Annotated in this window: 20 protein-coding genes; 6 read left to right on the plus strand and 14 right to left on the minus strand. The window is 66.7% G+C overall.

Annotated features, from left to right (window positions below):
* Positions 1-3: 3 nt before the first annotated feature.
* The 12 genes from KDW55_RS10905 to KDW55_RS10960 all read right to left on the minus strand — a co-directional run bounded on the left by KDW55_RS10905 (position 4) and on the right by KDW55_RS10960 (position 9,622).
* Complete coding sequence (locus KDW55_RS10905; RefSeq protein WP_059545589.1) at positions 4-1,212, minus strand: AAA family ATPase; 1,209 nt, start codon at positions 1,210-1,212, stop codon at positions 4-6.
* Between the two features lie 21 nt (positions 1,213-1,233).
* A complete protein-coding gene (locus KDW55_RS10910) occupies positions 1,234-1,677 on the minus strand; it encodes a TadE family protein (RefSeq protein ID WP_038571798.1) in 444 nt (147 codons plus the stop codon).
* Positions 1,674-2,177: a TadE/TadG family type IV pilus assembly protein gene (locus KDW55_RS10915; protein WP_174554690.1), complete on the minus strand. Its 504-nt coding sequence runs from the start codon at positions 2,175-2,177 to the stop codon at positions 1,674-1,676. The genes KDW55_RS10910 and KDW55_RS10915 overlap by 4 nt, the downstream gene beginning before the upstream one ends.
* A gap of 43 nt (positions 2,178-2,220) precedes the next feature.
* The gene (locus KDW55_RS10920) at positions 2,221-3,492 is read right to left on the minus strand and encodes a TadE/TadG family type IV pilus assembly protein (RefSeq protein ID WP_038571793.1); all 1,272 of its coding nucleotides are present in this window, start codon (positions 3,490-3,492) and stop codon (positions 2,221-2,223) included.
* Positions 3,493-3,517: 25 nt separating this feature from the next.
* Entirely contained in the window at positions 3,518-3,817 is a 300-nt protein-coding gene (locus tag KDW55_RS10925) for a hypothetical protein (protein ID WP_038571791.1), read from the minus strand.
* Between the two features lie 20 nt (positions 3,818-3,837).
* Complete coding sequence (locus KDW55_RS10930; RefSeq protein ID WP_212197954.1) at positions 3,838-5,832, minus strand: type II and III secretion system protein family protein; 1,995 nt, start codon at positions 5,830-5,832, stop codon at positions 3,838-3,840.
* 113 nt (positions 5,833-5,945) lie between these two features.
* Positions 5,946-6,782, minus strand: coding sequence for a Flp pilus assembly protein CpaB (gene cpaB, locus KDW55_RS10935; protein WP_212161495.1), 837 nt, complete (start codon positions 6,780-6,782; stop codon positions 5,946-5,948).
* A gap of 35 nt (positions 6,783-6,817) precedes the next feature.
* Positions 6,818-8,215: an ATPase gene (locus KDW55_RS10940; RefSeq protein ID WP_038571785.1), complete on the minus strand. Its 1,398-nt coding sequence runs from the start codon at positions 8,213-8,215 to the stop codon at positions 6,818-6,820.
* Positions 8,216-8,242: 27 nt separating this feature from the next.
* The gene (locus KDW55_RS10945; protein WP_038571782.1) at positions 8,243-8,782 is read right to left on the minus strand and encodes a prepilin peptidase; all 540 of its coding nucleotides are present in this window, start codon (positions 8,780-8,782) and stop codon (positions 8,243-8,245) included.
* A 30-nt stretch (positions 8,783-8,812) separates the two neighbouring features.
* A complete protein-coding gene (locus KDW55_RS10950; protein ID WP_038572347.1) occupies positions 8,813-9,019 on the minus strand; it encodes a pilus assembly protein in 207 nt (68 codons plus the stop codon).
* A gap of 91 nt (positions 9,020-9,110) precedes the next feature.
* A complete protein-coding gene (locus tag KDW55_RS10955; RefSeq protein WP_038571779.1) occupies positions 9,111-9,293 on the minus strand; it encodes a Flp family type IVb pilin in 183 nt (60 codons plus the stop codon).
* Positions 9,294-9,430: 137 nt separating this feature from the next.
* Positions 9,431-9,622 carry a Flp family type IVb pilin gene (locus tag KDW55_RS10960; RefSeq protein ID WP_038571776.1) on the minus strand — a complete coding sequence of 64 codons (192 nt, stop codon included), beginning with the start codon at positions 9,620-9,622 and terminating at the stop codon, positions 9,431-9,433.
* 1,059 nt (positions 9,623-10,681) lie between these two features.
* Here KDW55_RS10960 and KDW55_RS10965 point away from each other — a divergent pair.
* The 6 genes from KDW55_RS10965 to KDW55_RS10990 all read left to right on the plus strand — a co-directional run bounded on the left by KDW55_RS10965 (position 10,682) and on the right by KDW55_RS10990 (position 17,382).
* A complete protein-coding gene (locus KDW55_RS10965) occupies positions 10,682-11,920 on the plus strand; it encodes a glycosyltransferase family 87 protein (RefSeq protein WP_038571767.1) in 1,239 nt (412 codons plus the stop codon).
* Positions 11,917-13,296: a glycosyltransferase family 87 protein gene (locus tag KDW55_RS10970; RefSeq protein ID WP_212161494.1), complete on the plus strand. Its 1,380-nt coding sequence runs from the start codon at positions 11,917-11,919 to the stop codon at positions 13,294-13,296. The genes KDW55_RS10965 and KDW55_RS10970 overlap by 4 nt, the downstream gene beginning before the upstream one ends.
* Before the next feature lie 24 nt (positions 13,297-13,320).
* A complete protein-coding gene (locus tag KDW55_RS10975; protein ID WP_038571764.1) occupies positions 13,321-14,364 on the plus strand; it encodes a glycosyltransferase family 2 protein in 1,044 nt (347 codons plus the stop codon).
* A gap of 15 nt (positions 14,365-14,379) precedes the next feature.
* Complete coding sequence (locus KDW55_RS10980; RefSeq protein WP_038571762.1) at positions 14,380-14,763, plus strand: GtrA family protein; 384 nt, start codon at positions 14,380-14,382, stop codon at positions 14,761-14,763.
* Positions 14,764-14,854: 91 nt separating this feature from the next.
* Complete coding sequence (locus KDW55_RS10985; protein ID WP_349252597.1) at positions 14,855-16,006, plus strand: glycosyltransferase family 87 protein; 1,152 nt, start codon at positions 14,855-14,857, stop codon at positions 16,004-16,006.
* Positions 16,007-16,278: 272 nt separating this feature from the next.
* On the plus strand, positions 16,279-17,382 hold the full coding sequence (locus KDW55_RS10990) for a PHB depolymerase family esterase (RefSeq protein ID WP_212161491.1): 1,104 nt from the start codon (positions 16,279-16,281) through the stop codon (positions 17,380-17,382).
* A 36-nt stretch (positions 17,383-17,418) separates the two neighbouring features.
* Here KDW55_RS10990 and KDW55_RS10995 read toward each other — a convergent pair whose 3' ends face one another.
* A complete protein-coding gene (locus KDW55_RS10995; RefSeq protein ID WP_069242478.1) occupies positions 17,419-19,191 on the minus strand; it encodes a histidine kinase in 1,773 nt (590 codons plus the stop codon).
* Between the two features lie 76 nt (positions 19,192-19,267).
* Positions 19,268-20,680, minus strand: a complete 1,413-nt coding sequence (locus tag KDW55_RS11000) for an HD domain-containing phosphohydrolase (protein ID WP_038571757.1) — start codon at positions 20,678-20,680, stop codon at positions 19,268-19,270.
* Positions 20,681-20,902: the final 222 nt, after the last annotated feature.

Consider the following 20,902-nt stretch of genomic DNA (forward strand, 5'->3'; position numbering starts at 1 on the left):
AGATCACATGGACTTGAGCTTCGGCGTGGCCTTGCGGCCGAACAGCCGGGACATCAACGGTTCGCTGCTGGAGGCGCCGGGCCTGGCCCGCACGTCCCCCTCGACGATTTGCTTCGCGCACCCCTGCAACGCACGCGCGACCGTGGCGCCGCGTGCGACGCACGACACCGGATGCCCCAGATCGAGCGCTTCGCGCACCGTGTCGGCGTCGTCCGGGATCGTGCAGCTCGCGCGCAGGCCAAGCACTTCCTCCAGCGCGGCACGGGTCCGGTCGCCGGCACGCGTCATCCGGTTCACCACGAGCCGAACCTGATCGGGCGGGTAGCCCAGCGACACGAGTATTTCCATCAGACGGCGGCCCGCACGTACGTGCGCCATCGCGGGTTGCAGCACGAGCTGGATCTGGTCGCTGCGATCGAGGGCAACGACCGACAGCGGATTGACGCTGACGCCGATATCGAAGATCACGAAGTCGTAGCGAGGCGCGGCGACGCCGAGGATCCATTCGAGTGCGTCCTCGCGCATTTCCGTGGCCTTCACCGGATCGCCGGCGCCGGCAAGCACGTGGAACGTCGGCGTCACGTGCGCGACGCTCGCATCGAGAAATGCCCCGTCCAGCCGCTCGATCTGCGCGCACAGCTGCGGCAGCGTCGAAGGCGGCGTCTCGTCGCTGACGAGGAACGCGGCATCCGCGAACTGCTGATTGAGATCGACCAGCAGCACGCGACGCTTGTAGACCTCGGCGATCTCGTAGGCCACGTTGCTCGCGACGAAACTCGTGCCCGTACCGCCCTTGCACGACATGAAAGACACGAATCGCGTGTCTTCGGCGTCGCGCCGCGTGCTTTGGGCGGCCGCACGCTCGAGGCCGCGGGCAAGCGCGGCAGGATCGATCGGCCACTGCAGCACGTCGCGCACGCCGGCGCGCATCGCGTCCAGCAGCACGTGCGGCGATGCATCGGCCGCGACGAGAATGCCGGTCAGGCCCGGATGCAGCCTGCAGATGCGCTCGATGGCAGACAACTCGGCCGCGTCGGTCACGGCGCCGTCGATGAGCAGGATATCGAACGAATCGAGCCCGTCGGTCCGATGCTCGATCTGGGACGGTCGCCCATGCGCACGCGTCACGCGATAGTTTCCGCATTCCGTGACCATGCGCGCGATCTGCGTGAGCCGGGCCGTATCGTCGGCAGCTACGAGGATATTGATCATGACAGTGCCTCGTCGGTTCGATTATTGACAGGCTGTGCCGCCCGTCGTGGAGTTCAGGCTTTCCCGCGGCAGCGTCGTGGTGAACGGCGGCATCGTGAGCGTGGCGTTCGCAATCGGAATCATCGTCTTGACGGACACGTTCGTGACGCTGAGCGTGACGAACGAACAGGAACTCACGTCGCAACCCGACGGTGTGTAGGTAACCGACACGTTCGCGTTCGACAGGATCGGCAGCAGCGAGCGTACGCGCTTCACGACGCCGGCCGCGTTCACGTCGCAGACGACCGCCGTACGTGCGCCGAGGCGTAGCGCTTCGCTCGCGGTGTTCCAGTAGAACAGCACGCGCCCGAATTCGAGGATGCCCAGCAGCAGCAGCACCAGGATCGACGCGACCAGCGCGAATTCGACGATCGTCGCGCCGCGTTGAACGCGGCGACGAGGTAGCGAAAGCGGGCGCGCGTTCATGACACTTGCCTCATCACGGTGACGATGTTGCCGAAGGTGATCGACGACAGCCCCGGGTACGCCGGAATCGGCTGATACCTGTAACCCTTCACCTTCACCTCGACGACGTTGATGCTGCCGGTCGCCGTGCCGCTTGCCGCGTTGTTGGTCGAGTCGTAGGTCGGCAGGTTGGCGAACTGCGGCGGATCGGACGCGTCCGCGCAATCGGTCGTATGCTGCGCGTCGCAGACGATCACCATCGACGTCGTAAGCCCCGGCAGCAGTTCGGTGCCGGCAGCGCCGCACGTCGTATTGCCGTACACGACGAGGCACTGCGCCGCCGCAAGCGGATACGCGCTGTCCGTCGGCAGAAACACCGACAGATAACGCGCCGCGTTGCGCGTCGCCTTGGTGAGCGTCTCGTACTGGTAGATCGCGCGCCCGAACTCGGCCACGCCGGTCGCCAGCACGGTCATCGGCAGCAGCACCAGCGCGAATTCGACCGCGGCGATGCCGCGCATGCGCGAGCGGCGAATCGGGGGCATTTTCATGATCGCGTCTCCTCTATTGAACGAGCATCGGCACCTTGAGGCCGACCGAGCTGCCGCTGCCCGGCAAGCCGTGCGTCGCGCAGGGCGTGCTGCCGGACGATGCCGAGCCGAGGTATTCGAGATGCGCGACGACGCCGCCGGCGCCCGGGCTGAACGGCAGCGGATCGAGCATCAGTACGCAGTCCCATTGCGTGACGTGCAGCTTGCTGCTTGCGCCGGACAGCGTCGAACAGTCGCCCTCGGGCGCAAGCGCAACCCGGCGGTCGCCGCCGTAGGTCTGGTAGTTGCTGGCCGTGGCGGTTCCTTTGGTCGCGATGCCGCTGCCGGCTGGCGGCGCGCCATCGCCCTGGTACGACTTGAACGCCGCGCGATCCTTCACGAACTGCGTGTACGCATCGCCGACGATGCCGGGCGTTCCCGGCGGCCCGTAGTTCGGGCCGACATATGCGTAGCCGGTGAAATCCGGCTGGCCGCTCGAGCCGTTCGCGCCGTTCGTGTAGATGCCGAAGCGGGTGTTCCATGCGCGCAGCGACGCAGCCTTCAGGCCCGTCGATCCGAGGTCGGGCGGCGACACGATGTTGCAGGTATTGCCCGACAGCTCGCTTGCGATCGTCGGTTCGTTCGTCGACCCGTCGAGCGCCGCCCAGCCGAAGTTGCCCGGCCCGTACGTCGTCGACGAGCCGGATGGCGACGAGATCCAGTCGCCGACCTTGTACGGCGCGCTGGACGCCGCGCGGCACACGAACACCGGGATCGCGCAGGTGGTCTGGCCGGCGCCGACCGTCGCGATCGCACTGGCCGTGACCTGCGCCGCGTTCGCGACCCGCACGCCAGGAATCGTGTTGAGCACCTCGATGAACCAGTGCGCGATGTTGCTCAGCTGCGCCGTGCACTTCACGTATTTGACGTTCGCCGGCGTGGTGACCGCCGTCTTGGTCAGGAACGGATTCGTCAGCGAATCGCTGAACGTGACGTTCGAATCCGTCTGCATCTGCACCGCGTTCTGCTGAAAGAACGCGAAATTCGAGTGGCCGGCGGCGATGCCGTCCGCTTCCGCGACCTGCAGGCTGATGGCCGAGGTCAGGTCGCGCGCAGCGGACAACGCGCAGGCGTCGGCGCTGTTCTGCAGTTCGCTGCGCGTGACGTACAGCTTGCCAAGATCCAGCGCGAGCCCGACGAACCCGATCATCACCGCCAGTGCGAGACCGACGATGATCGCGACGGCGCCTTGCTGACGACGGAGACTGCGACGCGTAAGTTTCGGATGACGAGCTGCGCTGGACATGGCGTTCTCCCTGAGCGTGCCTCTTTTATTGCGACGACTTGCCGATGCCGATCACGAACGCATTGCTGCCTTTCGGCTCCGGCTGCTTGAACGACTTGTCATAGTTGTCGAGGGCGGACGCGGCGGCACTGCCGTCGACCCCCGGGCGCGCGGCCGCGTGTTCGGCCGCATGCGGATCGATGATCTGGGCTTGCATGACGGAGCGGACCGAATCGCCGAAGCGGCTGTCCCACACCGGTGTCGACGACATGCAGCCGGCGAGTGCGAACGCGAGCGGGACGGCGAGCGTCGCGCGGCGCATGAATACGAGGTAGGCGGATTTCATGGGCTTCCCCTTCAATGGCTTCAACGATCGGTGGACGCGGGTTCCGGCGTCGCCCCTGCGAGCTGCGCGTGGGCGGCGGCCGGTTGCTGCTTCAGACGCGACGCCGGTTTGGCCGGCGTGTCGGAGCCGGCCGCCGCGAGACGCGCGGCCGCGGCTTCGATGCGCGCGATCCGTGCCGCACGCGCCGCGTCCGCCTGCGGTTGAGGTTGCGGCTGCGACGCCGGCCGCGATTCCGGTTGCCCGACATCCACTGGCGTGACGCGCGCCGCCCCCGCTGCATCGGCTGACGCCGCCGCAGCGTTTTCGGGCCGCGCCGGCACCGGTGCCGGCGCTTCGGCGGGCTGCGGCGCACGCGGTGCGGGCATCGCGGCGGCCGGTGCAGCCGGCGCGCCCGATTGCGGTGCCGGAGCCGGCGCCTGGGCCGGCGTCTGCGGTGCATCCGCCGCGCCGTTCGCCGGTTGCGCACCCGAGCGGCGCACTCCCTTGCGGCCTTCCATGTTGCCGGTCGCGAACACGTCGACTTCGTTCGGCTTCGAGAAGCTGTCGGTCGGCAGCGGCACGTCGGCGGTCTGCAGCGGCCTCACCAGGTGCGGCGTGATCACGAAGATCAGCTCGGTGCGGTCCTGCTGGAACGACGTGCTGCGGAACAGCGCACCGAGCACCGGCACCTCGCCGACGCCCGGGATCGCCTTCAGCGCGCCGCTGGCGTTGTCCTTGATCAGTCCGCCGATCGCGAACGATTCGCCGTCGCCCATCTGGACCGTCGTCGATGCGCGCCGCGTGGTGATGAGCGGCAGGATCGACGTGCCGCCGACGTTGGTCGCGCTCAACGTGACACCCGTCGGCGACAGTTCCGACACTTCGGGCGCAACCTTCAGGCTGATCCTGCCGTTCCCGAGCACGGTCGGCGTGAACTTCAGCGCGACGCCGAACTCCTCTTCCTGCAGCGTGATCGACGAAACGCCGTTGCCGCTGCTCTGCGGGACCGGGATGAAGATCCTGCCGCCGGCGAGGAACGTGGCCTCCTGGCCGCTGATCGTGACAAGGTTCGGTTCGGCGAGGATCTTGACCAGGTTGTCGGTGTTCTGCGCATCGGCCGCGATGCTGAACGGCTTGTTGTTCGCCTTGTTGAAGACCGCGCCGCTCGCGACGCCCGCAAGCAGGTTGCTGACGAGCGCGCCGCTCCACGAGCCGAAGCCCCCCTGGATGTTGAACGCGCTGCCCATCTGGTTGATCAGCGTCTTCGACACTTCGGCGACCTTCACCTCGAGCATCACCTGCTGCGGCGACGTGACGGCCAGCATGTTCAGTACACCGCCGCCCTTGGCGCCGCCACCGCCGCCGTCGCCCGCCGCGCTGTCGCCGTAGGCGCGCGCGATCTGCATCGCCTGCTGCGCGGCCTGCGAGTTCGACACGGTGCCGGCCAGCACGATCGTGCCCGCGGCAGTCGACACGTGGATGTCGCGCTCGTTCGGCATCAGCTGCATCAGCGACGCCTGCAGGCCGCCGGCGTCCGCGCCGACCGCGACGTCGATCACACGGCACGCGCCGCTCCTGCCCTGCACGATCATGTTCGTCGTGCCGACCGACAGTCCGAGGATGTACAGCGTCTGCGGCGACACCATCGTCGCCTGCGCGACGGCCGGGTTGCCGATCGTCCGGTTGCGCACCGGCTCCGGCATCGGCACCAGCAGCGACTTGCCGAGCGGCACGCTGACGCTGGTCGACTCGCGCACCGCGCCCACGCAGTTCGGGCCGCGCAGCGGGCCCGCCGTCGCGGCGGCCGCGGCGGCCGGCGCCGGCGCCATGCTGATCGTCATCTGCATCGGCCCTTTCGCGACCGCGGCCGGGGCGCTCGCGCCCCCCTTCATCAGCGCGGCCGACTCGGCACCTTCCTGCGCGAGTGCGCTGTACACGGTCAGCGTTCCCGTACACAGGATCGCGGCCAGCATCGTGCTCCGCGCGATGCGCGTGCGCACCGGGCCGGCACCTGAGTGTTGCGGATTGATCTTCATTTCGTCTGATCCCCCGAGTGACCGGCGAGACGCCGGTTTTCGTCTTCCAAGGCCGTCGCGCGTTGACGGCGGCCGATCTGGTTAATCTGGTTATCTGGTTGTGTTCTATGAATTCAGAAGCATTCGACGCTGCCGCGCACACCGGTCAGCACGCCGACGCAATCGCGGCGTGCCTCCGGCGCCGCGTGCGACGCGACGTGCACGCGCACGGCCTTCACGGGCGCAGGCGCGGGTGCGGGCGGAACCGGCGCCTTGCCGAGCAGCGTGAGCTTGGTCGCGCCGTCGGTCGTGAGCGTCTTCTGGTCGATCTGGTTGCGCAGCACGAGCGACAGCGTGCCGACGCTGCGCGCGAGGTCGAGGCGTTCGGCCTGCTCCGGCGTGACTTCGAGCGTCACCGCATTGACCACCTTCGGTGCGGTGTCGTCGCGGCTGACCTGCTGCGCGACGGCCAGCACGAGGATGTGCTCGAGCACGATCTTCGAAATGCTTTGCCCGTCGCTCTTGCCCTGTTGTTCCTGCGTATTGACGATCACGTCGACGTAGTTGCCCGGCAGCGCGAAGCCCGCGACACCGACCACGTCGTTCACGCGCACGGTGATCGCGCGGCTGCCGTTGGCAATCACGGCGGACAGCCCGCCCTTCGTGCCGACCGGCGCGAGCTTCGACTCGATCACCGGTTCGCCGCGCGCGAGGCTGGTCCGCACGACGCGCCCTTCAAGTTCCTTCGTATCGGTGAATGCGCCGGTCGGCACGCTCCCCGACGGCCAGCTGACCAGGTGGATCTGGTTCGGCCCGAGCGGCTCGCCCAGGTTCAGGTCGGTGGTCGCCACTGCGACCGAGGTGACCGAGCTGGTGGACGTCTGCACCAGCCAGCGGGACGCGAAGATGACCGCGGCAAGCCCCGCGACCATCGCGACGACCAGCATCATGACCGCTCGACTGTTTTTCATGGCTATGCTCCTCGATGAAGCGTGAAAGAAACGGCTCAACCGGTGATGAACGTACGCCCACCACGCTCGGCCGGCGGCGGATGATTGCCGTCGCGCTCGGGCGCTGCGCCGAAGTAGCTGGCCCACGCGTCGTACAGCGCGTCGTGCGTCACCTCGAGCGGATCGCCGCGGTAGCGCGCGCCGGCGGCAACGAGGCGCAGCAGGTCCGCCGGAAAGCATGCGAGAAAGGCCTTGCCGGTCGGGAAGTGCAACCGGTGCAGCAGGAATTCGAACGCGTCGTTCGCCGACACGAGGCCCAGCGATTTGCAGGCCGCGTCGTACACGGCGCGATATTCGTCGATCGACATCGGGCCGACGTGGAGCTTCGAGCCGAGCCGGCGCAGGAACGCATCGTCGGCGAATTGTTCGGGTGCCAGGTTGCTCGAGAACACCGGCCACACGTCGAACGGCAGAACGAAGCGATTGCCGGATTCGAGCGTCAGGAAATCGACGCCACGATCGAGCGGGCGCAGCCAGCGATTGAGCAGGTCGCGCGGCTCGACACGCTGGCGGCCGAGATCGTCGACGATGTACATGCCCATGTTCGCCTTCATGTGCGGCGGCGCCTGATAGAAGCCGGACACTTCGTCGCGGCGCAAATCGAGCTCTTCGAGCGTCAGCTCGCCGCCGGACATCACGACCGGCCGCTCGCACAGGCGCCAGCGGCGATCGACGGACTGGCCGCTTTGCACCGCCACGTCGACATGCACGAGCGGATCGTAGATCTGGATCACTTCGCCGGCCGCGCAGATCGCATGCGGCACCGGCACGCGCCCGCGCATCAGCGAACCGAGGCGTTCGGCGAGGAACGTCTTGCCGCTGCCGGCCGGGCCGTAGATCAGCAACGGACGACCCGCGTTCAGCGCGGCGGCCGCCGCATCGAGCACGGCCGTGTCGATGACGATGCCTTCGAACGCTTCCCACACGTCGCGACAACCGATGTGCAGCTTGCGGACCGAATGCGTGCTCACGCAGTCGAGATACGCTTCGAGCGTCACCGGCGCCGGCCCGCTGTAGCCGCTGCGCGCCTTTTCCTCCAGCGCGAGCACGCGGCCCGCGTCGGTGAGGCGGAAGGTCACGTCGAGATCGGTCGCGCCGCGATGGGTCAACTCGACGAGATGCTCGCGCACCAGGAAAGCGAATACGTCGTCGAGCACCGCAAGCGGCAGGCAATGCCGCTCGACCAGATCGCCGTAAGACGGGCGGCCGAGGATCAGCGTCGACTTCAGCACGAGGCCGGCGACGAACGTCATGCTCAGCCCGGTGTCCTCCAGCGAGCGCGGCGCCGCTGGCAGGTGCGCACCGATCTTCGTATGGATTTCCCGCGACGGCGACGGGTCGGGCAAGTGCGATACCTGCGCGTCGCGTTTCGGTTCGGTGTGGTTCGTGTTCATGTTCGTCCTCGTTGCAGGTACGTCGCGCTATGCGCACGACGCGAACAGCATCCCCAGCGTGCCGGCCGCGATCGCCACGCCATACGGCAGCGTGCCGACCGAGGCGATTTCCGCGGTGCCGTCCGCCGCTTCTGCGCGCGAGCGCCGCGCACCGCGCACGATCAGTGCGCGAACGTTCGTCAGCAGCTCGCGCATCCGGCCGCGCATCAGCACGAAACCGATCGCGGCGATCCCGCCGGCCACGAACGTGGCGAGCACGATGTACACCGTCATTTCCGCTCCCACCCACGCGCCGATCGCGAGCATCAGCTTCACGTCGCCGGCCGCCATCCCGCGCAACAGGTAGAACGGCAGCAGCAGGCCAAAGCCGGTTGCCGCGCCCGCCAGCCAACCGAGCACGCCGGCCGCGACGCCATGCAACACGCACTGGGCGACCAGTGCACCGGCGAGTCCGATCGCGACGAGACGGTTCGGAATACGTCGGCTCGCGATGTCCGTGCTGGCCGCGGCAACCGCGAGCAGCGTCACGCACAACGGAACCGGGTAAGGCGGCGCAACGAGCAGCATGGCGAACCTCGCAAGGTCGAATCGAATCGTTCAGGAAACCAGGGAAAGCGCGGTGGTCACGGCAGCAGTCACGGCTGCCGCGATCACCCGGTACGTGTCGATCACCGAACTTCTCAAGCCGACGACGCTGCCCAGCACCGCGACTGCGAACATCGCACCGAGCAACGCGTACTCGATCGACGTCACGCCTTGCTCGTCGCCGATCCGGTCGATCACGACACGTACATTGGCCTTCATGACGGTCTCCAGCTTCAGGTCGGTCAGGAGAGTGGCGGCGGCTCGATCGCTGCACCGGCCGAGCCGCCCCACGCTCTGCTGTTCAACGACGTCAAACGGCCGAGTTCAGATCGTCGGCGATCGTGCTGAACACGGTCGCCAGATCCTTGCCGATGGTCGACAGCGCGGCGATGATGCCGACGGCGATCAGTGCGGCGATCAGGCCGTATTCGATGGCGGTCACGCCGTCTTCATCGCGGACGAAGCGGGCTGCTTGTTGAATGAGCTTGGACATGATGATCTCCTTGAGTTACGTTCAATACCCCGCGTGCCGGCCTGATCGAACGATCGGCGTCGATACGTCGAGGAATGCTGTCAATGCCGTATGGTGGCGATGAACGATCCGGATGAACCGCTCCCCCCTTCCGTTCATCAGAAGCCTGTTACTGCCGAATCCAGGTCTGCGGCGATCGTGCTGAACACGGTCTGCAGATCGGTGCCAACCGTGGTCAGCGCGACAACGATGCCAATCACGATTAGCGCGGCGATCAGGCCGTACTCGATGGCCGTCACGCCTCTTTCATCCCGGATGAACCACGGTATCTTTTCGATCAAGCTGCTCATGAGCACACTCCTTTCGGACTGCTACTAAAACCCCTTCGCCCGTCACGACGTCGGGGGCTGGCACCACCGGCACTACTCGAGAAATCGAAACGCGACGCTCAGCCGCGATGACAGGGATGCACTCGCCTGTCCGTGCGAACGACTATCAAAGATGGGGAAGGCAGGAGAAACGCGCATCGCATGGCCGGTTCGACGGGCCGCGCATGGCGGCCGAATCGAATGACGGCATTGCCGTTCGACGCGCGAAATCCGATTGAACGGGAGAAGAGCTCCCTGAGAAACTGAAACTTGCTTTTGCCGCGGCTTGCCGACCGCGATGCGCTGTGGTCTTTCATTTTTATTCCCCAAGTGCTGCCATGCCGATTTTCTTGTCGCCCGGAAGCAACCCGGGTCTCGTCGGTCGATCGGCGAAGGTGCTTGCGGTTCCGTGGCCCGAAGCTGCGTACGTTCCCCGACGCGCTCGGGTCCTTCGTTTCCGCGGGGGACGCGGGGCGGGTTCCATCGGTCATTTGCCGATACCGCCCGGTCGTCACCTCGTCGACTGCCGTGCCGAGGCTTACGCAAAGAGCAGGCCATATCGGCAGGAATCCATGTGGATCAAGGGTTTCGGCGATACCTGCGTTCCGGCGGTATGGGCGCAATGTTGAAAATGTTTCAGATTTGATATGCGTGCGGCCACGTGCGCCCAGGCCCGACCGCTCGCTGCGGCTCTGCGCAAGAGGCAAAAAAAATTTTGTCGGTATTTTCCCGAACACCGCGCGCCAATCGCCGGTCGCCAGTTCCGAGGGATGCAGCAGTGCGGCAAAACCTGGAATGTTTCAACTCGGAAACACCAAACCCGTCCGCCGCGTTTTCTCATACCAGAAAAAGCCGTTATCGCGCGTGTTGGCCGCCCTTTCCGATTCCGGAATTCAGTACGCGGTTTGCATCACGCGTTTTTTTCTCCAACAATGGGTTCACCGGACAACGCCGTTTAAGGCGATTCGATCCGCAGGCACGACAACATCAAACTCAAACGGCTGCGACAGACCACGCGGCCTCCACTACAGACGGGGCATCATGTACACAGCCAATCGTGGAACGCGCGATCGCGCAATACGCTGTGCTCAATGGCTGACGGCCGATCGGATCGTTCCGTACAGCTGCATCATGCTGATGCTCTTCGTTGCATTGGCAACGGTCTGGGGTATCGTCACGGACGGTTTCACGTCGAGCGCGGTCAGCCGTCCGGGCACCGACTTCTCGGTCTTCTGGACCGCTTCGAATCTCGTGTTGCAAGGCCACGCATCGTCGGTCTACGACACTTCGTCATTCCTGCAGGCTGAATCGATGCACTTCGGTGCATATCTGCAGCATCAGCCGCTTCCCTGGCTCTATCCGCCGACGATGTTGCTGCTCATCGCGCCGGTTGCCCTTGTGCCTTTCCTGCCCGCTTACTTCCTCTTTCTTGCGGGCAGCCTTTTATGCTATGCGTTCGCTATCTCCCGCTTGTCGGGCCTGCGCACGCACCTTCCCGCACCGCGCGCGGCAGGGCTCGTGATGATCGGCTACTCGGCGGTTTGCCTGTCGGCGCTGTTCGGCCAAAACAGCATCCTCACCGCCGGCACCGCCGCACTCGCACTGCATCTGCTCGGCAAGCGCCCGATCGTCGCCGGCGTGCTGATCGGGCTGCTCGCGATCAAGCCGCAGCTGGCGGTGGTATTCCCGTTCGTGCTGATCGCAGCGCGGGCGTGGCGCACATTCGCCGCGGCGGCGATCACCGCGACGTTGTTCGCGGCGGCCGGGATCGCACTGACCGGTCCCGCCGCACTGCACGGTCTGACCCACGCGATGTCGACGGTTCGGGACCAGCATTTCATGCAGGCGTCGTACTGGCTCGCATCGCCAACGCTGTTCGCTACGCTGAGGCTCGCGCACGTGTCGGTGGCGGGCGCGCTGGCTGCCCAGGCGACGGTCGCGCTGCTCGCGATCGCCGCGGCCGTCCACGTGTGGCGCCGCACGAATGACATGCGCCTGCGGGCCGCGGCGCTCGCCGTCGCCACACTGCTGACGACGCCGTATCTGTGGAGCTATGAGCTGACGTGGCTCGGCATCGCGCTGTTTTGCCTGATCGCGTGCGGTCTCGACGACGGCTGGCTGCCGGGCGAACAGCTCATCCTCGTGCTCGCGTGGCTGCTGCCGATCTTCGAGATGCTGAACCGGCTGATGAAGCTGCCGCAGATCGGGCCATTCGTGCTGCTCGCGGTACTGTTCGTCGTCGTGCGGCGCACGATGCTTGCCGGGCGGAGCGTGCGATGAGAGCGCCGCTGACCGTCCGCCATGGGCATTCGCCCGCCGATCTCCATCCGGAACTACCGATCGCGGGCCCTCGCCGCTTCCCGCACTGGCTCAACCGCGATCGCGTGCGCTTCTATGCGGGCGGCGTGCTGCTGACCGAACTGCTGTTCATCGGCATCTACCTGTTCCGTGTGTCGCTGGCACGGCATGGCGCTCCGGAACCGCTGTCGCAGGATTTCTCGCCGATCTGGAGCGCCGCGCGGCTCGCGGCACACGGACATGCGGTCGACGCGTGGAATTTCCCGGCGCTGTTCGCGCTCGAAAAGCTCGCGGTCCCGACGATGAGCGTCGCGGACGGCACGCTGCCTTGGCTGTATCCGCCGACCATGCTGCTGGTCGTACTGCCGCTTGGCTGGCTGCCGTACACGCTCGCCGCCGTGCTGTGGCTTGGCGCGACCTGCATCGCGTTCGCGGCGGTGATCCGTGCGATCGTGCAGCGCGACACCGCGCTGCTTTGCGCGTTCGCGTTCCCCGGCGTGTTCCTGACGCTGATCGGCGGCCAAACGAGCCTCTTTACCGCAACGCTCGCCGGTATGGGACTGATCGAGCTAAACCGCCGGCCGGTCGTCGCCGGCATTTGCATGGGGCTGCTGACGGTGAAGCCGCAGCTCGCGGCGCTGTTCCCCGTCGCGTTGCTGTGCGCCGGGCAATGGCGCGCGCTGGCCGCGTGGGCTGCGACGATCGCGGGCAGCGCGGCGCTCACGGCGCTCGTGTTCGGGTTCGGCACGTGGCTCGCGTTCGCACACGGAGTCCACGATGCGCTGCTGATCGTCAGCACCGGCCAGTCGAAGCTTGCACGGATGCCTACGCTGTTCGCGCTCGCGACGATGGCCGGCTGGCCCGCCTTTGTCGCGCACACCTTGCAGTTGCTGTCGGCGACGGTCGCCGCGATCGCAGTCGTCTACGCATGGCGCGGCGCATGCGCCTATGCGCTGCGGGCCGCGACCCTCGCTTGCGCATGCCTGCTCGTCAGCCCGTACCTGTACGACTACGACCTCACCTGGTACGGGCTCGTGATCGCGTGGTACGCACGCTATGCGTGGACGCACGGCTGGCGTCGCTTCGAACGCGAATGGCTGTTGCTGATGTGGGCGATGCCGCTCGCCGGCCTGCTGCTGGTACCGCACCTGTCGTTCCAGTTCATGCCGATCTTCACGCTCGCGTCACTCGCGCTGCTCGTCGGCCGGATCGCACACGAACGGCGGGACATGCCGTCGTTGCCCGACGCACGCGACCGTTCCACCGACACCGGCTTTACGCACCCGGTCCGGTCGCACCACCGCCCGGCGCACGGACTGCGCCGCATCGGCCGCCCGACTTTCGGCGCCGATCGCTGATACATGATTACAGGGGATCCCATCATGCGTGAATCGCTCTACACACCGCTCGTCTCGCTGGTCGTGCCGTTCTACAACGAAGGCGAGGCCGTCGAGCACTTCTTCGACGTCGTGATTCCGCTGATGTCCGGCCTCGATGCGATCCGTTTCGAGATCGTCTGCGTCAACGACGGCAGCCGAGACGACACGCTGGAGCGGCTCGTCCGCGTCAGCATGGCCGATCGCCGCGTACGCGTGATCGATCTCACCCGCAACTTCGGCAAGGAGGCCGCGCTGACCGCCGGCCTCGACGAAGCCGCCGGCGACGCGGTGATCCCGCTCGATGCAGACCTGCAGGACCCGCCGAGCCTGATCCCGGTCATGCTCGAACACTGGCGCGACGGCGCGGAAGTCGTCGCCGCGAAACGCAGCAGCCGCGCGTGCGATTCATTCGCGAAGCGCACCGCGGCCGCGATTTACTATCGCGTGCACAACGTGCTGTCGGACGTAAAGCTGCCGGAAAACGTCGGCGACTTCCGGCTGATGGACCGCAAGGTCGTCAACGCGTTGCGCAGCCTGCCCGAACGGCATCGCTTCATGAAAGGGCTGTTCGCGTGGGTCGGCTACCGGACCGTGATCGTCGAGTATCAGCGCGACCCGCGCAGCGCCGGGCACTCGAAATTCTCCGGCTGGAAGCTGTGGAATTTCGCGCTCGAAGGCATCACGAGTTTCAGCACCGTGCCGCTGCGCAGCTGGACCTACATCGGCCTCGGCATCGCCGCGCTCGCATTCCTGTACGGCGCGTTCATCGTCGGCCGCACGCTGGTGTTCGGCAATCCGGTGCTTGGCTACTCGTCGCTCCTGTCGGTCGTGCTGTTCATCGGCGGCATCGAGCTCATCGGCATCGGCGTGGTCGGCGAGTACATCGGCCGCATCTACGACGAATCGAAGCAACGTCCGGTCTATCTGATTCGCCGCCGCTATCAGTCGCATGCGAAGGTCGTCGAGTTGCCGGTCGCGCGCGATGCGCGGCGCACGATCGCGCGCCGCCGCGTACAGCCTGCCCGCGTGCGGGTCGGCGCGCGCTGAGCCGGGGAAGAGACGATGTTCGCGCTGCTCTACGCCGAACGCGTGCGACTGGTCCGCTTCGGCCTGTCGGGGCTGTGCTCGACCGCACTGCACGCGTTGATCGCGTGCGCAATGTATGCGCTGTTCGACGCGACACAGGTTGCCGCGAATGCCGTCGCGTTCATCTGCGCAACCGTGTTCTCGTATCTCGCGAATACGCTGTGGAGTTTTTCGTCATCCGTACAATCGCGCAACCTGCTGCGTTTTCTGGCCGTCGCCGCAGCCGGTTTCACCGAGACGATGCTGCTCGCACGAACTGCGGAACTGCTCGACGTGCCGCGCGGCTGGAGCATCGTCGCGATCGCGCTGCTGATTCCGCCGACGACGTTCCTGATGCACCGGTTGTGGACGTATCGGTAAAGAGCCGAAGTACGTGCGCTCGAGTAGGGCGCAGCTGAGCGGGAAACGGATCGTGAGCACATGGGACAACCGTCGCGAGCGTGTCGGCCGCGTGCCGCTCTATGCCGGTGCGGCGCTCGCGACACAAATTGCCGTGCTCGCGATCTGGTGCGTCAAATACTACATACTGAACGACCGGACTGCGCCAATGGTCGGAATCGATTTCGGCATTTTTTGGGCAGCGGCCCGGGTCGCAATCGAACATGGCGCACCAGCGGTATTCTCGGCCGAGTGGATGAATACCGTCGAAGCGCAGGTCAGGCCGATGGCAGCGTATGCACCGTTTCCCTACCCGCCGACATTCCTGCTGGCCCTTCTCCCGTTCGGCGCATTGAAGTTCGACGGCGCCGTTGCGCTGTTCACGGTCCTTGGCCTGAGCGCATACAGCGCCGTCATTGCCCGTCTATGCCGCGGCATCGACCGGTCCGCACTTTTGGTCGTTGCCGCTTTTCCGGGCGTCGCACTTGCCGCTTACGCCGGTCAAAATTCGCTCCTCACCGCAGCGGCGGCCGGTGCCGCCCTTGCGTTGCTGGAGACAGCGCCACTGCGCGCTGGCGCATGCATTGCGTTCCTGGCGATCAAACCCCAGTTCGGCGTGCTGTTTCCGCTCGCGCTGCTGTGCGGACGCTACTGGAGGGGGCTGTTCGCGTCGGCCGTCCTGTTCATCGCATTCGCGGCATGCACCGCTGCGGTGCTCGGCGTCGACGCGTGGCGCACCTATGTGTCATACGTGCCGACATTCAACCGTTCGCTGCTGCTGAACGGGAATGATCATTGGGCGGGCATGCCGACCGTGTTCGCCGCGGCCAGAATGGCTGGCCTTCCGGTTGTCGGCGCGTACGCGTGTCATATGCTCGTCGCCGTTCCGGCGGTATTGTCGGCGTTGTATTTGTGGGCCCGTCGCGCACGTTTCGAATTGCGCGCAGCCGCGTTGTCGGTGGCCAGTCTGCTTATGCAGCCATACATGATGAGCTACGATCTGGCGTGGCTCGGGCTCCCGATTGCGCTGCTCGCGCACGATTCGACCCACAGCCCGTTGTCCCGCGTCGATCGCGCAATCGTCGGCGTCGCATGGCTAATGCCCGTGCAAGCGTGCTGCACCGGCGTTTTCCCTCTGCGCTTTCATCTGGCACCGGTCGCGATGGCGGCCTTGCTTGCCGTCACCGTGCACCGGCATGCGGTATCGCGGCGCCAGTCAACATAACTTCCGCGCCACTCGCTTGCGCGTTCGCGCGACGAGCCGCTTCGCGCCCGCACGCGATATCCGCTAGCATGATGCGAGGCCGGCCCGTATCACGACGCTGCAGCAGAGGCGACACGTCGCGCGATCCAACCGGACGTCTGCCCGCGCCGGCGAAGGGTGATCGCGTCGGCGGCGACGCACCCCGAGCACGGATCCTGCTCCACCCCGATTCGACACCACCCGACGGCGGCTCGTCGTATGCGGTTACACGAGCACCAGCACGAGATTCATTCATGCCCAGGAAAAAAACCAGCCTATGGCTGAGGCCGCTCGACCTGTTGTCCGCCGCGACGAGTCCGCGGCCGAAAAGGCGGTCGTCCAAACCCGCCGCGGCAGCCAAGCGCCTCGCGGCTGCGCCGCCCGCGCGCCGCAAGCCGGCCGCACCTCCGCGCCCCGCCCGCGCGGCCCACGCTGCCCGCCCGCCGCCGCGCCAGCCCGCGGGCACGTGGCTACGCTCGTTCCACTCCGCGCGGCCGACCGCCGGCCGCTTCGTGAACCACCTCGCCTACGCGCTGTATCTGCCCGCGACGCCGGCCGCCATCGCGGCCATGCCCGTCGTCGTGATGCTGCATGGCTGCAAGCAGACCGCCGAGTCGTTCGCGGCGGGCACGCGCATCTGCCGCATCGCCGACCGTGCCGGCTTCGCGGTACTGTTTCCGGAACAGGCAAAGACCGCGCATTCGCATCGCTGCTGGAACTGGCATGGCGACGCGTCGCAGTCGGAAGCCCCGGCGGTCGCGTCGCTGATCGACGCGCTCGTGCACGAGCGCGGGTTCGATCGCGACCGGATCTATCTGGCCGGGATGTCGGCCGGCGCCGGGCTGGCCGCGCAGCTCGCCGTCGCCCATCCCGAACTGTTCGCGGCGGTCGGCCTGCATTCCGGGCCGGCCATCGCGCCGCCGTTGTCGACGATGGCTGCGATGAGCGTGATGCGGCGCGGCCTGCGCGACGATCCGATCCACGTCGTGGACGCGTGCGTCGACGTCCGCACTTATCCGGGCATGCCCGCGCTCGTCGTACATGGTGGCCTCGATACGGTCGTCGACGAACGGAACGCACAGCAGCTCGGCATCGCATTCGCCCGGATCAATCGGCTCATCGACGAACACGGCGCACTGCGCGTCGGCGAACGACTCGCTTATGCGCAGGACGGTGCCGACTATACGGACTATCTGCGCGGCGGCCGGCTGCTCGTCAGGGTATGCGTCGTTCGCCGGCTCGCGCACGCGTGGAGCGGCGGCGATCCAAGCGAAGCGTTCCACTCGGCAACGGGACCGGACGCGACCGCAATGTTCTGGAATTTCTTCCGCAGGCGGCGGCGCAAGCGCGCGACGTGACGAACGCGTCCGTTGCGCGCATCGCGCCCCGCGCGTTCATGCCCGCTGCGCGACCGCCGTCGCGTCGTCGGCGCTGCCTGCCGCGCGCCGGATCGGCAACCGGACGCAGAACGTCGTGCCGCGCCCCGGTTCGCTCGTCACGTCGATCGTGCCGCGATGGCGCTCGACGATGCCGTGCGACACCGACAACCCCAGGCCCGTGCCCTGCCCGACGGGCTTCGTCGTGAAGAACGGATCGAAGATGCGCCGCACGATGTCGGGCGTCATCCCGGTTCCGGTGTCGCTGATCGCGATCGACACCTGATCGCCGTCGCTCGACGTGCGGATCGTGATCACGCCGCGCGCCGGAATCGCGTGCGCCGCATTGACGAGCAGATTCATGAACACCTGGTTCAGTTGCGACGGAAGACATTCGACGTGCGGCACGTCGCCGTATTCGCGCACGATGTCGGCCTTGTACTTCAGCTCGTTGTGCACGACGTTCAGCGTGCTCTCGAGCCCCGCATGCACGTCGACGACGCTCCACTCGCCGCTGCCCGGCCGCGAGAAATCGCGCAGATCCTGCACGATGCGCCGTACGCGTAACGCACCATCGATCGATTCGTCGATCAGCGTCACGATCTCGTCTCGCACGTAGTCGAGATCGGCCGCGCCGTGCATCGCCGCCAGCGTGTCGCGCGTCCGCGGTTCGAGCTGCGGCATTGCCGCCTCGTGCGCGGCGATCACGTCCAGCAGCGTTCGCACCCACGTCCTCAACGTGTTGAGATTCGCGCTGATGAAGCCGATCGGATTGTTGATCTCGTGCGCGACGCCGGCTGCGAGCTGACCGATCGACGCGAGTTTTTCCGATTGCAGCAACTGGACGTGCGTTTCCTCGAGCTCACGCAGCAGGCGCCGCTGCTCGTCCTTCTCCTGTTCGAGCCGGGCCTGCGCCGCCCGGCGTTCGTCGATCTCGGTCGCCATGTTCTCGCGCGTGCGCTGCAGCATCGCGGTCGTCTGCTCGTAGCGCCGCAACGCCGTTTCCAGTTCCGCGGTCCGCAACCGCACGAGCCGTTCCAGCGTGTCCGTCATTCCGCGCAAAAACGTCGTGCGCGCATCGAAGCGGCTCACGAGCAGCGTGACGATCAGCGTCGCGGTCGTAAACAGCGCGATCGTCGTCGCGAGCCACGGCGCATCGATCCCGTTTGCGGCTGAGCATCGCGCATCCGGCGCGAAATGCGCGGCGGCCATCGCCGTATAGTGCATGCCCGTGATCGCGATCCCCATGACGAGCGCCGCACCGACGCGCTGCGCGGTCGCATGGCGCGCCTGTTGCGCGCGCAGCGCCTGGGCCATCCATAGCGCGGCGGTCGACGCGATCACCGCCACGCCGATCGATGCGGCGAACAGCAAGGGATCGTAGCGAATACCGGGCTCCATGCGCATCGCGGCCATTCCGGTGTAATGCATCCCGACGATCCCCGCGCCCATCAGCGCGCCGCCGCCCAGCAGCCGCCCGCCGTTCAGGCGCGCACGCGTGACGACGTTCAATGCAAAGTACGACACGAGCACCGCGATCGCCAGCGACGCGCCGGTATCCGGCAGCGCGTAGCCGAGCGGCACCGGCAGCGACAGCGCCAGCATCCCGACGAAGTGCATCGACCAGATCCCGGTGCCCATCGCGGCCGCGCCGCCGGCGAGCCACGCGCGCTTGAGCCGCGGATTGTCGAGCAGCGAAATGAACGCAGCCAGATCGAGTGCGGTATAGGAGGCCAGCGTCGCGATGACGAGCGACAGCAGGACGAGCGGCGGGTTGTACGTGCCATGCATGATCGGGCGCCCGGTCGAGATGAACGCGTTGCGACTGCGGGTCGTCGGTCGGATGCAACGGCCGCGCGGCGCGACGTCAGCCGGGCGAAGCGCCGGACGGTGCGTGAGCCTGCGCCGCAGCAGCCGCACCGGTCAGCACGAGAATGTCGAACGGCGTCCCTTCACGCGCCTCGAAGCGACGTACGAGTTCGATCTGATGCGCCGACATCACGCTGCCCTTCGTCATCAGCAGGACGCCGCGATGCGTGCGCAGATCGTCGGCAAGCTGCATCCCTTCGCGCAGTTGCGCGGACCGTATCTCCGCGACGGATGCGGCGATGCCGAGGCGCGCCGGGTTGCGCATCAGTTCGACGAAGCACGCGACGAGCACCGGGTCGTAGCGCACGCCGGCCTGCGAACGCAGCACGTCGATCGCCTGCTCGACCGAATGCGGCGCACCGATCTCGCCGTTGCGCAGCCCCTCGAAGTCACGCGCGATCGCGACGATCCGCGAGCCGAGCGGAATCGCGTCGCCCGCGAGCCCGTCCGGCGTGCCGCGGCCGTTGAACCGCTCGTACTGGTGCAGCACGATCGACGCGACCTTGTGCAGTTGCGCGACCGGCGTGAGCACCATCTGCGCACGCAGCGGATGCTGCTGGAACAGGCTGTGTTCGTCCGTCGTCATCTTGACGAGCGGCTTGTGCAGCAGTTCGTCCGGCAGCGACAGCTTGCCGATTCCATGCAGCAGCCCCGCGTAATAGACGTCCTGCGCGTGCAGCGTGCTCATCCCGGCCGCCAGCGCGAGCTGGCGCGCGATTTCGCCGACGCGCATCGCATGACCGCTTGCGGATCCGCAGCGCATTTCGATCATGCTCGCGCAGACCTGAACCATCGCGGTGAAACTGCTTTTCAGGTCGTGCTGCGCCGCCTCGAGGAACATCACGGTTTGCCCGAGCTCGTCCGTGCGCGCGCGCACCTGCGTTTCGAGTTCGGTGTTGAAACGGCGCAGCGTTTCGTTCTGCGCTTCCGTCAACGCGGCGAGCCGGGCGGCTTCACCGCGCAAGCGCCGCTGTTCGAGCGCCTGCTCGAGCGTCATCAGCAGGTCGTGGTCGTCCCACGGCTTGTTCAGGTAGCGATACACGCCGCCGTCGTTGACGGCTTCGACGATCGACGCGATGTCCGAATAGCCGGTCAGAAGGATCCGCATCGTGTCCGGGTACAGCGCACGCACGCGGGAAAGAAACGCGGCGCCGCTCATGTTCGGCATGCGCATGTCGGACACGATCAGGTCGACTTCCTTCGATGCAAGCAGTTCGAGCGCGGCTTCGCCGCTTTCGGCGGTGACGACGTCGTAACGCGCGGGCCGCAGCACCCGCTTGAGCGCGGACAACACGGCCGGTTCGTCGTCGACCAGCAGGACCGTCGCTGGCGCGACGGCGTAATCGGGTGCGGCTTCGGCGATGGTTGCCGGCGGTGTGTCGTTTGTTCCGTTTGTCGCGGATATCGTCATGGCTGGCCTCGGATTGTTATCGCCGCCTCTGTGACATCGGCCTGCGCGGCGTCATTCCACATAGGGGAAAACGCGAATGCGCACGAGTTGGCGGACGGCTCGCGGGACGGCAGCGGCATCGCTGGAACCGGTCTCGCGGGCGCGCGATCCCGACTTCCGGTATCGTGGCGAGACGCCGACCGATGCGCGCGTCGCATCGCGAACAGTCCGCATCATTCACAC

This window comes from Burkholderia sp. AU19243 (assembly GCF_018148075.1).
GTDB classification, from domain to species: Bacteria; Pseudomonadota; Gammaproteobacteria; order Burkholderiales; family Burkholderiaceae; genus Burkholderia; species Burkholderia latens_A.